This is a genomic window from Cohnella baijiui, from assembly GCF_020731285.1.
In the GTDB taxonomy this organism is placed as follows: Bacteria; Bacillota; Bacilli; order Paenibacillales; family Paenibacillaceae; genus Cohnella.
In genome coordinates, this window is record NZ_JAJFOW010000009.1 from 52,105 (window position 1) to 66,300 (window position 14,196).

The 14,196-nt window shown below is 51.4% G+C and carries 13 protein-coding genes; 10 read left to right on the plus strand and 3 right to left on the minus strand.

Annotated features, from left to right (window positions below; genetic code table 11):
• The first annotated feature begins 76 nt into the window (after window positions 1-76).
• A complete protein-coding gene (locus LKX83_RS11825) occupies window positions 77-1,240 on the plus strand; it encodes a response regulator (protein WP_227882470.1) in 1,164 nt (387 codons plus the stop codon).
• On the opposite strand, the gene LKX83_RS11830 is transcribed toward LKX83_RS11825, so the two are convergent.
• On the minus strand, window positions 1,204-4,260 hold the full coding sequence (locus LKX83_RS11830; protein WP_227882471.1) for an ATP-binding protein: 3,057 nt from the start codon (window positions 4,258-4,260) through the stop codon (window positions 1,204-1,206). The genes LKX83_RS11825 and LKX83_RS11830 overlap by 37 nt on opposite strands.
• Window positions 4,261-4,481: 221 nt before the next feature.
• Here LKX83_RS11830 and LKX83_RS11835 point away from each other — a divergent pair, with 221 nt between their 5' ends.
• From LKX83_RS11835 to LKX83_RS11860, 6 genes are all read left to right on the plus strand, one after another.
• A complete protein-coding gene (locus LKX83_RS11835; protein ID WP_227882472.1) occupies window positions 4,482-5,045 on the plus strand; it encodes a PadR family transcriptional regulator in 564 nt (187 codons plus the stop codon).
• The gene (locus LKX83_RS11840) at window positions 5,038-6,021 is read left to right on the plus strand and encodes a BtrH N-terminal domain-containing protein (protein ID WP_227882473.1); all 984 of its coding nucleotides are present in this window, start codon (window positions 5,038-5,040) and stop codon (window positions 6,019-6,021) included. Before LKX83_RS11835 ends, LKX83_RS11840 begins: the two co-directional genes overlap by 8 nt.
• A gap of 272 nt (window positions 6,022-6,293) precedes the next feature.
• On the plus strand, window positions 6,294-7,031 hold the full coding sequence (locus LKX83_RS11845; protein WP_227882474.1) for a hypothetical protein: 738 nt from the start codon (window positions 6,294-6,296) through the stop codon (window positions 7,029-7,031).
• Between the two features lie 2 nt (window positions 7,032-7,033).
• Window positions 7,034-7,411, plus strand: coding sequence for a GntR family transcriptional regulator (locus LKX83_RS11850; protein WP_227882475.1), 378 nt, complete (start codon window positions 7,034-7,036; stop codon window positions 7,409-7,411).
• Between the two features lies 1 nt (window position 7,412).
• Complete coding sequence (locus LKX83_RS11855) at window positions 7,413-8,102, plus strand: ATP-binding cassette domain-containing protein (protein WP_227882476.1); 690 nt, start codon at window positions 7,413-7,415, stop codon at window positions 8,100-8,102.
• A gap of 12 nt (window positions 8,103-8,114) precedes the next feature.
• Window positions 8,115-8,552 carry a hypothetical protein gene (locus tag LKX83_RS11860; RefSeq protein ID WP_227882477.1) on the plus strand — a complete coding sequence of 146 codons (438 nt, stop codon included), beginning with the start codon at window positions 8,115-8,117 and terminating at the stop codon, window positions 8,550-8,552.
• A 159-nt stretch (window positions 8,553-8,711) separates the two neighbouring features.
• Here LKX83_RS11860 and LKX83_RS11865 read toward each other — a convergent pair whose 3' ends face one another.
• Window positions 8,712-9,215 (minus strand): DUF3600 domain-containing protein, encoded by a 504-nt coding sequence (locus LKX83_RS11865; RefSeq protein WP_227882478.1) that lies wholly within the window; start codon window positions 9,213-9,215, stop codon window positions 8,712-8,714.
• Window positions 9,205-9,768 (minus strand): sigma-70 family RNA polymerase sigma factor, encoded by a 564-nt coding sequence (locus tag LKX83_RS11870; RefSeq protein ID WP_227882479.1) that lies wholly within the window; start codon window positions 9,766-9,768, stop codon window positions 9,205-9,207. The genes LKX83_RS11865 and LKX83_RS11870 overlap by 11 nt, the downstream gene beginning before the upstream one ends.
• Window positions 9,769-9,967: 199 nt before the next feature.
• On the opposite strand from LKX83_RS11870, the gene LKX83_RS11875 reads away from it, so the two are divergent.
• The 3 genes from LKX83_RS11875 to LKX83_RS11885 all read left to right on the plus strand — a co-directional run bounded on the left by LKX83_RS11875 (window position 9,968) and on the right by LKX83_RS11885 (window position 14,137).
• Complete coding sequence (locus LKX83_RS11875; RefSeq protein WP_227882480.1) at window positions 9,968-10,414, plus strand: DUF1579 family protein; 447 nt, start codon at window positions 9,968-9,970, stop codon at window positions 10,412-10,414.
• A 390-nt stretch (window positions 10,415-10,804) separates the two neighbouring features.
• A complete protein-coding gene (locus LKX83_RS11880; RefSeq protein ID WP_227882481.1) occupies window positions 10,805-13,015 on the plus strand; it encodes an AraC family transcriptional regulator in 2,211 nt (736 codons plus the stop codon).
• Between the two features lie 186 nt (window positions 13,016-13,201).
• Entirely contained in the window at window positions 13,202-14,137 is a 936-nt protein-coding gene (locus tag LKX83_RS11885; protein ID WP_227882482.1) for an ABC transporter permease, read from the plus strand.
• The last annotated feature ends 59 nt before the right edge of the window (window positions 14,138-14,196 follow it).

Consider the following 14,196-nt stretch of genomic DNA (forward strand, 5'->3'; position numbering starts at 1 on the left):
AACTCCCGTCTTGCCGATATAGATAGAGCATGAGAAATCGGTATTCGAGGTTCGAAGGTTGGGAGGCTGCAGCCGAATGAAAGTCATGCTGGTAGACGATGAGCGGCTTTCGTTGATCCGATTGGAAAAAATGCTGGGGGAGTTTCCTGATTGTAAAGTCGTCGGCTCCTTCTTGAAGGCGGAGCTAGCGATCAAGCAGATTGGCGAATCCCAACCCGACGCCGTCTTTCTGGATATCCAAATGCCGGGATTGAACGGGTTGAGGGCGTCGGAGCGAATCCGTTCGATCTCGCCGGGCACGAAGATCGTCTTTGTGACGGCTTATGACGAATACGCGGTGGAGGCATTCGAACTGGATGCGACCGATTACTTGATGAAGCCGTTAAGACGCGAACGGTTGAGCCAAACCATACAGCGTCTGCGTGAACGCATTACCCAGCATCATCCGGAACCGCCGAAAGAGGAAGGATTGTTGTACCATTGCTTGGGTGACATGCAAATCCGGAAGCCGAACGGGGAATTGGAATTTCTGAAGTGGAGAACGACGAAGGCAAAAGAGCTGTTCGCCTACTTGTTCTATCATCGGGGGAAAGTGGTCAGCAAGAATGCCTTGCTGGAATTGCTATGGCCGGAATTGGACGAACGCAAAGGGCTCGCCAACCTGCAGACGAGTATGAATCGGATTCGCAGCGTATGGAATACCATCGGGGACGGCTATATCTCGATCCGATTCGCGCAGTACGGATATGTCCTCGAGACGAAACAACTACGCATCGACGCGGAAGAATGGGAGCAAGCGCTTCACCGATTAAGCCCCGTTTCCATCGAGCAGGCACCCGAACATCGGCGACTGCTCGATCTGTATCGCGGCGATTTTTACGAAGAGGATCATTATGTATGGGCGGAGAGCGAGCGCCAAAGGCTTAAGGCGCTATGGTTGCAGCATGCCCAACAATTGGGTCAATTCTATGTCACACACAACCTGAATATGGAAGCGCTTGGCGTTTACCATCAAATCCAGAAGCGGGAACCGCTGCATGAAGATAGTTATCTTGCGCTTATGAACATATACGCCCGGCTGAATGACCCGGATTCCGTCCAAAAACAGTATGAATTTCTGACCCGCCAATTGAAACAGGAAGCAGGGACCGATCCCGGTCCCGGCATATTGGAATGGTTTGCACGATGGCAAAATGCCTCTCCTCATTTGGGCACGACAAAACGGACGATCGTGCCTTGATTCGGAACGCTCTGGATCTGCAATCCTTTGCCGAATAGCTGTTTCAGCCGCCGATCCGTATTGGACAAGCCGACTCCCGCCTTTGCATCCAAGCGGCCGTCCAGGATATTCCTTACCGCTTCCGCATCCATTCCCACGCCGTTATCTGCGACCGAAATTTCCGCCTCATGTTCTTGGGCGGAAATTCGGATATGAATTTCTCCGCCTTCCTCGCGGCTTAGCAGGCCGTGTCGTACGGCGTTTTCGACAAGAGGCTGGATGCTGAGCGGGGGAACTTGCAAAGGAAACCCTTCGTCCACCTCCCAGCGAATGTGCAGTCGGTCATCAAAACGTTCCTTTTCGATATACAGATAAGAGCGGACCAGACCCAGCTCATGCTCAAGCGGAACGAGCCGTTCCAAATTCCGATAGTCGAAGCTTGCCCGCAAGTAGTGGCCGAATGCTTCAAGCAGCGCGCTCATTTTCTCGTAATCGATTTCGCTGAGCGCGGCGATCGAATTGAGCGTGTTGAACAGAAAATGCGGTTGAATCTGCGCCTGAAGCCACGCCGCTTCCATGCGCAGCCTTTCGCGCACCGACTGCTTCAATTCCGTCAACGCCCGTACTCTGCTCTTCAACTCCATCGCATCGACGGGTTTCGTTACGTAATCGTTGGCGCCCGACAGGAATCCGGCAGCGATATCCTCCGGCCTGCCGCGAGCGGTCAGAAGCAGAATGGGAAGCTCCGAGACGGAGAACCGCTCGCGAACGAAGCGGGACAATTCGTAACCGGACATATTTGGCATCATGATGTCGGCAATGATCAAGTCCCATTCCCGGGTATCCAGCAGGGCAATCGCGTCACTTCCGCTTGCAGCGGTGACAACATGATATTTTTCGGAAGCAAGGAGGCTGCTCAATATATTCAAATTGACGGAATCATCGTCAATGACCAGAAGGTTGGGCCGGTCCGAATCGGCCGCCGATTCCAGTCCGGAAATGCCGCCGCGAGGTTCGGAGGAAGCGGAAACCGCCGCTTCTGCATAAGCGGCGATCATGGCCGCCTCGCCTTGTCGGGTGGATGAATCGGCTAACCGCAAAGCAAAGCTAAAGACCGAACCTTGGCCCGGAACGGAGTGAACCTCCAACCCGCTTCCATGCAGTTCCACCAGCTGCTTGCATATGCTTAACCCAAGACCAAGCCCGCCTCCGATGGCCGTAATGCCAGAGTCCCCCTGCTCGTAGGGCGCAAACATTCTTTGCTGCGTTTCCGGATCGATCCCGATGCCGGTGTCTTCGACGATGATGTTCGCTTTGCCGTCCTTGACCTCGGCCTTAATGGTGATTTGTCCCTGAACTGTGTATTTTACCGCATTGTGAAGCAGGTTGAACAAAATTTGCGTAAGCCGGTTTTCGTCGGCCATGACAGGAGGGAAGTTGACCGGAATGTCGTTGACGATACGAATCGGCTTGCCATCCGTCATGAAACGAAGCATATCGGTTACGCCGGATGCGACCCCCTGAACGCGGACGCTCCCTATGCGCAAGCGGATGCCATCCTCTTGAAGCCGCGTCATGTCCAGCAGATCGTTCAGCATGTAGGACATTCGCTTGCCTACGGAAATAAGCAGCTTCATGTTCTCTTTATTTCGGTCGTCTTGATCCTTCATTCCGGAATCCAGAACGTTCTGGGCGATGTTTAGGATGCCATGCAGCGGATTCCGCAATTCATGGGAGGTGTTGGCCAAGAAATCGTCCTTCAGCTTGTCTGCTTTCCGAAGCTTCTCGGCGAGCTTCGCCGTTTGCACGGATTGACGGAAATAACGTTTGAACCAGAAAGACGCAAACGCGAGGAACGCAACGATCAGGTCGATCGGGTAGTAGCCCGTATCGAGCAGCCCCTTGAGAAAGCCCCCCATGATATTCGTCAAAACACCAGTTAGGCCGACGACCAAATAAATGGCATCCTTATCGGTCCTTAAGACCGTACGCAGCGAGAACGTAAGAAAGTACAAGCAGGCGATCAAATCCAAGGCGTAGTAGACGATCAATCCGCCCCGCGCCAACCCGGCCGGCAAAAACACGATCGCGATCGCGGCCATCGCGCAGAGCACGGGGAACCAGCGGAACACGCTGTTTTTCGCATGTTCCGGCAAGAGGCTTTTGGCAAACTGCAGCAGGAAGGCAGCGACTCCAATAAAGGACAGGAGAACGAGTTTCATGGACCACTCGTAGCCTATGGCCGGCAGCCAAACCAGCAAAAGCTTGTCATCGTCGAGCAAGGTCATGACGACGGTGCTAACAACGAGCATAAAGAAGTGGATCAAAGCTTTTTGCCGGGTGCCGATCGCATACAGAATAAGCGCATACAGTGCATGAATCATCAGAACGACACATACGACTAACTGCATGTTGGCGGAAAAGCCTGCTTCTTTGTCCACCGCGCGTTCGCTGCCGAACCTGATCGATTCTATCAATCCGCCTTGGTAGATGTTGTCATAATTCGCGGCTTGTACGACAATATCGATTTCGCCTGTATCGGCTTTGAAAGCAGCGGTGAAGGGCATGCTTCGGGCCGTATACTGTTGCTTGTTTTTTGCCGGCTTCCCTTCTCCCGCCACCAGACGATCGTTTACGTAGAGTTCGGCCGAAGTACGCACGTTCGAAACGCGGATGCCATAAATCAGCTCGTGATCCGGGTTGACCTTGATGCGCAGACGATAGGAGCCGTAGCCATATGGCGAGCTATGCGCGGATATAGACGAGTTCCACTTGCCGGGAACCGGAATGTACGTCCTGCCCTCTCCGGATGAGATCGCGTTCGACCCGATTTGCATTACAAACTCGCCGGGATAGAACTCCCATTCTCCGTCCAATGCGATCGTGCGATCCTTGGCGAAGTCGAAGCTACGCAAATCCAACTCGCCCCGAACCGCACGAGGGTGATCCGGCGGCGCCACTAGCAAAGCCCAAGTAATTCGAATCAGGAATAAGACGATAAAGAATGCCCCTGCGAGAAGGGCCGTTTTTCGTTTAGTCATCATATCTATTCCTTACATCCCCTCGATCAGTTCCTTGATCGAGCTGTCGCTCTCCAAAGCACGGATGATGACCGTTAAAGCTTCAGCTCGCGCGGAATCGCCCGACTCCTCTCTAATTCGACAAAAACCCATACAATCCTACTAGATGCCGTTGAACTTGATCTTATATTACACTATTGTTATATTACGTATATGTAATATTGAATAAGAGGGGTCTCTCTATGGATCAACTTTCGAATGTTGAATTTATGCTGCTGCAAATGATTGCGGAACGTAATCAAGCGTCGGGTTACGACATCCATAAATTAATCGATCAGCGCGGCTATCGGGAATGGGCGAATATTGGCACGACTTCCATTTACACAGGACTGAAGAAATTGAACGATAAAGGATTGATCAAGTCTGCGGATTCCGGCGAGAAATCCGGCAAGGGACCTATGCCGACCCGATTTGCCATGACGGAAGCCGGTATGATTGCGCTGAGAAATGAAATTATCGCCAGCCTATCTTCTTCGCGAGAGCGCGATAACCGATTTGATCTCGGACTTGCCGCATTGCCTTTTGTCGAGAAGGCCGAAGCCATTGAAGCTTTGCGAAAACGGCTGGATTTTCTTGGAGGAGCTTTAAAAAATATAAGGCAGAAGTACGAATCGCAGGGCGGCGATCGATTGCCGCTGTACGTAAGAGCGCTTTTCCTTCATCCGATGAATCTTATCGAGAGCGAGCAAGCGTACGTCGCCAATTTAATCAACGAATTGTTGGAGGAGATGAAGGAACATGTCTAACATCATTGAAGGTTTCGTTCCCTTTCAAGGAGAACATTGCGAGACGACAACGATAGGCAACTTGCTTCAATTTGCGGGAGTCCGGCTATCGGAGCCGATGTTATTCGGACTCGGGCAAGGGTTGGGATTCATTTATTGGGATTCGAAGGCGATGGACTTTCCTTTTATCGGGGGGAGGGTGAAACCGGATGAATTGGCTGCTCGCATAGCATCCCAGCTCAACTTACCCATCCGGACGCAAGAAACGTCGTCCGTTGAAAAAGCGTGGCAGAACGTACGGAGCTTCATAGAACGCGGAATTCCGGTGGGGCTTAAATTGGACTCGTATTATTTGGATTACTTCACGAACAAAGTGCACTTTGCCGCCCACTACGCGGTGATATATGGCATGGATGACGAATACGCATACATGGCGGATACAAGACAACAGGGTAATCTCGTAACGACGCGTTTACCCGCTTTGGCCATGGCTAGAAACGCGAAGGGGCCAATGAGCTCCAGGAACCGTTCCTTTACGCTCGAGCCAATCGGTACCCTTCCGCCGCTTGTACCCGCCATTCGATCGTCATTAACCAAGAATGCGCATGACTACTTGAATCCGCCCATTCGAAATATAGGAAATAAAGGCATTATAAAGATGAGTAGCGAAATTCTGAAGTGGCCTTCTCGCAGCAAAAATCTGGAGCAAGATCTATGCTTGACCGCATTATTAATGGAAAAAGCGGGAACCGGCGGCGCTCTGTTTCGAAATCTATATCGGGATTTTCTAAAAGAATGCGTGGATCTGTTTGGAGATCCACAAGTAGAACAGGCCTATTTGCGGTTTACGGAAATCGCTCCCCTGTGGGTCAGCGTATCTTCTTTGATCGACCATGCGGGAAGAACGGGAAACCACCAGGAGCTTAACCAGGTTTCCAAGCTGTTGCTCGAGATCGCGGATAAAGAACGTGTTGCCATGGAATTATTATTGAAATAACAAAAATCGCAACAGGGCATCCAGATGGGATGCCCTATTCGTATCTTCTAACGCAATCAACCTTTGTCCCAGCCGAATGGCTGGGGCTGAGACGCCGAGTGGATAGGCTTTCTGTAAAGCTGCATGATGGCACTTTGGGCAAAGCATGCAAAGGCAAGATGGGACACCTTCTTCGCCTTTTTTCCAATGCCTATTTACATGCCATGGTGAATTAGTGTACTATTTCATTAGTGCACTGAGTTTTGGATTAATCTCAAAAGGGTGAAGCGGAAATGCGACAGTGGTCAGCTTTGTTCATTAAGGATTTCAAGTTAACAAGAAGCATGTTCTTCATCGGAATCGTCATGAATGTATTGATTGCTATGCTGACGTTATTCTTGGAGAGGGCAGCGGACGATTCATTGCTCATGTTCGTACCCTTAGCGATTGCCGCTGCCATTCATGTGATCTACGTTCCTCTTTTTGTGTTTGTCGGGTTAAAGTCGGAGGGCAATTTGCACTTATGGCTGAGCAACCCCCAACCGGCTGTTAAATTGTTGTTGAGCAAAGTGGCGAACAGCTTGCTGATGGTCGTAATTTCATTAGTCTTGTTATATGGGTTTTCCAGACTGCTGATCGTACCCAAGTTCAACTTGATTGAGCCGTATTGGACGGATACCTGGAAAGTGGGATGGTTTATCTTTCCTAATGTGATTTGGATATCTATTGAACTTAGCGCATGGGTGATGGTTCTTTGGGCTCTGTACCAATACCTTAAGTTGAAAATCGGGCGTTGGAGCTGGGCAGCGGTTGCCGGCGCGGCCATCCTGTCCGGATCGCTAAATGCTTTGATCAAATCCTCTGCCCTTTATCGGTACGTGATGAACTGGGGAAGCATTGCTTATCCATTTCCTACGATATTATCCAAACCCATACAAACCTACGTAGGAGGGTATGTATACGACCTCATCATGATCGTCGGACTTTTCATACTAACCGCGTGGCTCGTGGACAACAAAGTTGAGGGATAACGATGGATGAATTCAATGCTTCAAAGCCGATCTATTTGCAATTGGCGGATCGCATACATCGACAAATTATAAGCGGAGAATTGAAAGCCGGCGAGAAGCTTCCTTCGATCCGCGATATGGGAATCAAATACAACATGAATCCCAACACCGTTCAAAGAGCTTACAGCGAGCTGGAGCGTGAAGGGATCTTGGAAACGAAGCGAGGTCAAGGAACGTTCGTTCCGGAACGGCAGGATCGTCTGGTTCAACAGCGTGACAAGTTGAAACGGGAACAAATTGAACAATTCGTTCACGTCATGCGAGAAATGGGATACAGCGCGGCAGAGATCCTGTCGGGGCTGACAGATTATTTGAACAACGCTGAGAAAGGCGATGAGTGAAATGATTCGGATGACAAACGTTACAAAGAAATATGTCAATCAGATTGCGCTTCAGGATATCTCATTGACGATACCCATAGGTAAAATCATTGGCATTGTGGGCGAAAATGGCAGCGGGAAGTCAACCTTATTAAAGCTAATGTCTGGACTTTCGCTGCCCACAAGCGGCAGTGTGACGGTTAACGGAGAGACGGCCAATCGAAGAACCGGCAAAGTCGTTTCTTATTCCTCCGAGTCGAGTCTCTTTTATCCGATATTCACGGTACGAGAAGCAATGCAGTTTCAGGCTTCACAATTTGCCGACTTTAATCCGGCGAAAGCAGAAGAAATCATGAAGCTTATGCGCTTGGATCCTCAGATGAAAATCAAGTCGCTCTCGAAAGGTAATCGCGGCCGCTTGCAAATCGTTCTTACGTTGGCGAGAGAGGTACCCTACATTCTGATGGACGAACCCTTATCCGGGCTTGATCCGATGATACGCGACTCTATTGTGAAGGGCATGATCTCCTACGTTGACTTGAAATTTCAGACCTTAATCATGACAAGCCACGAGGTTGCGGAAATCGAAACGTTAATAGACGGCTTCATTGCGCTTAAGGACGGTTCGTTGCTTAAAATGGCCGATGTGGAAGAATTGCATGAATCGGAGGCTCTTCGCATCGAAGATTGGATGAAGAAGGCATATGTCTAGGGGAGAGGGATGATGAACGTGACGGAGCAATCCAAGAAGGTATCACCGAATGAAGTATCGTTATTACGTCTTTATTTGTTGAGAGGGGGTTACCTTCTTATCGTCGTGGGACTCGGTATCACGAAATGGCCTGAATTTTTCAATCGTTCGGGGTCGTGGGAGCTGATGGAGGGGATCGTGCAATGCATGCTGCTCGCCTTCTGGGCATTATGCGTCCTCGGGTTGAGATATCCCCTGCAGATGCTGCCTGTACTTCTATGGGAATTAGCGTGGAAAACAGTCTGGCTGATCATCGTTGCACTGCCAATTTGGACATCCGGTCGGATGGACGATGCAACGATGGATATGGTCACTGCTAACTTGTGGGTCGTGATATTTCCCTTCGTCATTCCTTGGCGCTACGTGTTTGCTAACTATGCGAAGAAGCGCGGGGGTCGGTGGGTCGCTTGATGCAAATGAAACGACCCGCAAGAGGGTGCTCGCGCCCTTCTTGCGGGTAGTTCGCTGTTCCTATTCCTCATCTTCGCCTTCGCAAACGACTTCAGTGAACTGACCATGGCCGAGAAAAAGGGACCCACTCCGGATCGAATGGGTCCCTGCTTCCGTTTCTTACGGTTTGGCAACTCCGTTTATCTTCTCGAAGTACGGGGCTAGCCTGGAGGCGAGCTGCTCAAACTGCTGCTGCTCTTCTTTGGTCAGCTTCTCCTCATGTACGACCCCATTTTCATCGGTGATCTTCAGCTTTAATTGCACCAACTGCTTGGTCAGTTCCATATACTCCTTGAACTCGTCTTTCGTGAGTTTGCCTTTTGCGGTCTGAAGCATCCCCTCGATCTCTTGATACTCTTCCTGCGAAACGCCGTGCTGTTCAATGGTCGTAGAAGAACCGAAAATGTCATGGGCCAGATAGGAAGAAGCAAATACGGCAGACGGAATCAGGATTGCGATTGCGGCAATGCCTGCTAGCACGTGTTTTTTCATGGGAGATCTACCTCTCTTTTCGTTCACATAGTGTTGATAGGACTGTCGGACACGTCCATATAGATCGGGTGGGCAGTGCATCGAATCTGCCGCCTGGCGAAGCTCTTCACGCAATTCCTTGTCAATGGACATACGCGTCTCCTCCCGTCATTTCGAATCGTTTCCGGAGTTCTTTCAAGGCCAGATGATGCCTGGATTTCACTGTGCCAACGGGGATCTGCAGCATGTCCGCGATTTCTTCCAGCGCATAGTCGTGAAAATAGCGAAGGATGACGACCACACGCAGTTTGTACGACAACTGGCGGACAAGGCTGAACAGTTCATGCTGCATTTCGGACCGCAGGACAGCTTTGTCCGTCCACTCGAACTGTTCGCAAGTCATCTGGCGGTTTCGTTCAAAGAGGCGAATTCGCCGCCAGGCCTTTCTTTTCCAATCCTGTACCTGACGGACAGTGATCCCGTGCAACCAAAACCGGAACGGCCGGTTCGGGTCGTACTTGTGAAACGACCGCCACATGCGCATGTAAACTTCATTCACGATATCCTCAATGTCCTGTTTGTTGTACACGAGAAAAGCAACCGTCCGATAGACGTCTTGGTGAGTCGCCTGATAGACAAGCTGAAAGGCCGACTCGTCGCCCAACGTCGCTTTTTCAAGCCACGGAAGTAATTCTTTATCATTCATGGGGGCCCCTCCTGAACGTGTTACAACCCTTAATTCGCTCCCGTAGGGAAAAAGGTTCAGTAAGAGAATAAATTTTTTATTGACGTAAGTTCCTTCCGGGTCCTTGAATAAAGCATACACCATGCCTCGCAATCGGGAAGAAATGCGATATACGAAAGCAAGTTATACTGGATCTATCCTGATGGAAAGGGAGAGGCGAATGGATGACAAGCGATTGACCGCCCAATTAGCGATGGAACGTCTTCAACCGTTCATCGGCAAGTGGAAAACGGAAGGCACGATCCGAATGCCGAATGGAGCGGACATGGTGTTGAATGCAGTCGATACTTACGAGTGGCTCCCAGGGGGGTACTTCCTTATCCACCATGTGGATGGCTTCATGGGGGAGGACGAAGTGAAAGCAATCGAAATGATCGGCTTTCACGAGGACGACGGCATGTATGTGACGACATCCTACGACAACCACGGGATCGTCGCAAACTACAAGGCACAGCTGCATGAACGCGAATGGACCATCATCGGGTCGACCGAACGCTTCCGGGGTCGTTTCGGGGAAGACGGACGGACGTTGGCGGGCGTTTGGGAACTTGCGGAAGACGGCGCCGAGTGGAAAAAGTGGATGGATATTCTGTTGACGAAATACTAAGTGGCTAACGCCAGAAGTACTTCAAGTTGTTTGCTTCGAACAACGTCGAGAACTGGCCCCTTCCTCAAAACGGCGGAGGGGGTTTTGCTTTCCGCAATAAAAGTCCCCCCCAGGTATCGCATCGTTCGCCCAGGCGTGATTACATGCTATCCGCTTCCCCCGCGTGACCGAACCCCTAACCTCATCGCTTCGGGCGAGGGAATCGTCATCCCCATCCTCCTCATCATCTTGTCTCGCGCTTTCACTACTCCGATCTACGACTGTTCCTTTCGCGCCCAATCAGAACTTGACGGACAAATGAGAACTAGGCAAGCGGGAAAGGGGTACTCTATGATGGGATGTACCGGTCGAAAGAGAACCTAGAGACGAAGGGGGAAGGGGGAGATCTCCATGTTCAGATCCACATCCTGGCGCGTATTTGTGATCAGCGGCATTTTTTTCGCAATTACGATCATACCGTTTTCGTTGTTTCTGGCTAACCGATTTTCTGAATTCGCTTACACTCAGATGGGGACGTTCAATCAGGACCGCATCGACGAAATGGCGGAGCGGACCGAGTTCATCCTGGAAAAGTTGAAATGGTACAGCCTCAACATGTACGAAGACCTTGCGGTTCAAAACTGGATGTACGCATCCGCCGATAATCTGCTGCAAAATGCCGCCACGATGCGGGCTTTAACTAAGTATTTAAATAATGAGCCGTTTATTGAATCCGCTTACTTATTCAGCATGCGCAAACGCGAGGTGCTCGACTCCAAAGTCGGACTGCTCCCGTTTGAGGAATTCACCGATCAGCCGATGCTGGAGCGGATCTCACGCAACCCCGGGACCTTCCTCCGCTTCTTCGATCACCGGGTCGGGAACAACTCCTATCTGGCTCTCCAGCTTCCTTCGACTCCCGTGCAGAAAAACCGCGACGGCTATCTTGTCATCCTGTTCGACAAGAAGCAGCTGCAACGACATTTGATCTCGAGCGGCGGAAGGGCGGATATGTCGCTATCGATCGTGGATAATCAGGGCAGATTGATCTTGGGCGAATCGGATGAGCGGCTTGAGGAGAGCATCGGTAACGTCCGGATGGGATTGAAGCGGGGATCATTCGAACTGAACCGTACGGGAGGGGAAGCCTTCGTCAACTATGCGCGGCTGGAATCGCCGGAGTGGACCATTATATCCATCACCGAGATGAAGCAATTCCGCGAAAAGGCCGAGTCGTTCCAAACGGTCATCATCGTCTGCTCGCTCCTGCTGCTTGCGGCACTGCTTCTGATCGCCTATTGGAATTCGCACCGTTTTGTCGGGCCCTTCCGCCGGCTTGCGGATCAACTGCAGCGGAAGCTGGGTGTAAAGGGGGAGAACGATTACGGCGTCATCGAGCAGGGCTTCGTCATGCTTCGCGATCATTATCCGCTGATCAAGACCGAGTATTTGCGGCAATGGCTGCTGCAGGGCAGGCTGACCGACAGCGCCAGAGCAGCGATTGTGCGCGAATCGCATCTGCTTAACTACGAATGGCTCCGGCTGGCCGTTGTCAAAATTGATTCCTATTACGAAATGGCTGAGCAGTATGATTTCGTCTCGCGCAAACTGTTCAAGTATGCGAGCGGCAATATCGCAGAAGAGCTGCTGGGCCGGCCGGAACGGCCGATAGAGGTCGTTGATTTCGGCACCGACCATCTGGTCGTGCTGGTTGGCGAGGCCAGTTCTTCCACCAATCCCGGGCTGACCGAAGAGCTGCAGGAGCTGCGTCGGCAAGTCGCCAAGTATGTCAAACTGGACGTGACGATCGCGGAAAGCGCAGCCCGGCGCGTGCATGATGATTTGCGCAAAGTATACGACGATATAAACGAGCTGACTTTGTTCAAGTTTGTCAGCGGCGATGACAAAATCTATGTCGAACAGGACTTTGAGCGTTATGCTGAATTGCAGGCCAAGATTGACGCCGCCGTGCATGAAAGCTTGATCCAGACGATTCGCAGCGGCAAAGAGGAGAAGGTGCTGGCGATGCTGGACGAGTTGTTCGCACGCTTGCAGACGATGAAATACACCGAGTGTCAATTCCAACTGAAGCTGCTTCTGTTCGCCATCGTCAAATCGTTCAGTAAAATGACGTCGATCCAGAGCGTTGATGGGATCGAGCGCCACTTAAGACAGTTCGCTACACTTGCCGACGTCCGCGAATGGCTAAAGAAAGAGGCCAGCCGAATTATCGGGCTGCTCGGCGACCAAAAGGGCTTCAAGCGCAAGGAAAAGCAGATCGAGGAGATGATCGAGTACGTCCGCTACCATATTCATGACCCCATGCTGTCCGTGGATGAAATTGCCGATCATATCGCTTTGTCGGCCAAATACGTTCGGCATTTGTTTCACGTTCAATATGGCATGCCGCTATCGAATTTCATCTTGAACGAGCGGCTCGGGAAGGTCAAGGAGCTGCTGGAGCAGACGAATTTACAGGTCACCGACATTGCGGAGCAGTCCGGTTTTCAAACGAAAAGCCACTTTTACACCGCATTTAAGAAAGCGACTGGCCTGACGCCGAGCCAATACCGCGACGGAAAAGCAGGCGGGCGGAAGGAATGGGCCGCGTCAGATGGCTAACCTAGGCGAATTAGCGGGCGCAGCGGACGATTGAGAACTTGCCAGGCCAATCACAATCGGCAGAATCCCCGCGAATCGGCCGCGCGAGAACCGAATCCGGCCAATGAGAACTAGGCAGCCGCAACCGTGAATGCTACGATGGCTCCGTTCGAATCCAGCCAACCGCACAAGAAAGGAGGAACGTTTTTGGGTCGACGGAGAGGTTTCGGCGGATCGTTCGTGCGCGAGCTTTCGCGGAACCGGTATTTGTACCTGCTGGCGTTGCCGGGCATTGCGTTTCTGATCGTATTCGCGTATATGCCCATGTTTGGGCACCTGCTAGCCTTCCAAAATTACCGGCTTTCGGATGGCATATGGGGGAGCGAATGGGTCGGATTCAAGAACTTCGAGTTCTTCTTCAACGGGAAACACTGGCTGCGCGTGACGCTGAACACCGTTTTCCTGAATGCGCTGTTTCTCGTATCCGGCCTCGGCAGCGCGGTCGTGCTAGCCGTCTTTCTGAATGAAGTCCGGAACAAGCTGTTCAAGCGAATCGCGCAATCGATCATTTTTTTGCCGTATTTTATTTCATGGCTTGTCGTCAGCATGATGGCGTTGACGCTATTCAGCACATCGGAAGGGCTCATTAACCGCGCGCTTGCCGTCCTCGGCTCCGATGGAGTGGACTGGTATTTGACGCCCGGCGTATGGCCGTACATCTTAACCGTGATCAGCGCCTGGAAGATTGCCGGATACAACTCCATCATTTTTTTGGCGGTCATTTCGGGCATCTCCGCGGAATATTACGAGAGCGCCCGAATCGAAGGCGCGAGCCGGATGCAGCAGATGCTTTACATTACGATGCCGTTGATGCGGCCGATCGTTATGGTATTGGCGCTGCTCGGCATCGGCCGTATTTTCTACGGCGATTTCGGCATGATTTACGCGATCATCGGAGATAACGGCGTGCTCTTTCCAACGACAGATGTCATCGACTCGTATGCGTACCGCGCGTTGCGGCAACAGGGCAATTTCAGTATGTCCTCTGCCGTCATCGTGTACCAATCCTGCATGGGTCTTGTCACGATTCTGATCTTCAATGCGATCGCGCGCAAGGTGGACGCGGATTCAAGACTATTCTAAAAGGTCGCGGTGAAATGGGCAGAGGCCCGGCCCCATGCGTCCTTTTCGCCAGACCATTT

Bases quoted from the DNA above. Each gene is read 5' to 3' on its own strand.
- LKX83_RS11825 (WP_227882470.1), top strand. From the start codon at position 77: ATGAAAGTCATGCTGGTAGACGATGAGCGGCTTTCGTTGATCCGATTG.
- LKX83_RS11830 (WP_227882471.1), bottom strand. From the start codon at position 4,260: ATGACTAAACGAAAAACGGCCCTTCTCGCAGGGGCATTCTTTATCGTC.
- LKX83_RS11835 (WP_227882472.1), top strand. From the start codon at position 4,482: ATGGATCAACTTTCGAATGTTGAATTTATGCTGCTGCAAATGATTGCG.
- LKX83_RS11840 (WP_227882473.1), top strand. From the start codon at position 5,038: ATGTCTAACATCATTGAAGGTTTCGTTCCCTTTCAAGGAGAACATTGC.
- LKX83_RS11845 (WP_227882474.1), top strand. From the start codon at position 6,294: ATGCGACAGTGGTCAGCTTTGTTCATTAAGGATTTCAAGTTAACAAGA.
- LKX83_RS11850 (WP_227882475.1), top strand. From the start codon at position 7,034: ATGGATGAATTCAATGCTTCAAAGCCGATCTATTTGCAATTGGCGGAT.
- LKX83_RS11855 (WP_227882476.1), top strand. From the start codon at position 7,413: ATGATTCGGATGACAAACGTTACAAAGAAATATGTCAATCAGATTGCG.
- LKX83_RS11860 (WP_227882477.1), top strand. From the start codon at position 8,115: ATGAACGTGACGGAGCAATCCAAGAAGGTATCACCGAATGAAGTATCG.
- LKX83_RS11865 (WP_227882478.1), bottom strand. From the start codon at position 9,215: ATGTCCATTGACAAGGAATTGCGTGAAGAGCTTCGCCAGGCGGCAGAT.
- LKX83_RS11870 (WP_227882479.1), bottom strand. From the start codon at position 9,768: ATGAATGATAAAGAATTACTTCCGTGGCTTGAAAAAGCGACGTTGGGC.
- LKX83_RS11875 (WP_227882480.1), top strand. From the start codon at position 9,968: ATGGATGACAAGCGATTGACCGCCCAATTAGCGATGGAACGTCTTCAA.
- LKX83_RS11880 (WP_227882481.1), top strand. From the start codon at position 10,805: ATGTTCAGATCCACATCCTGGCGCGTATTTGTGATCAGCGGCATTTTT.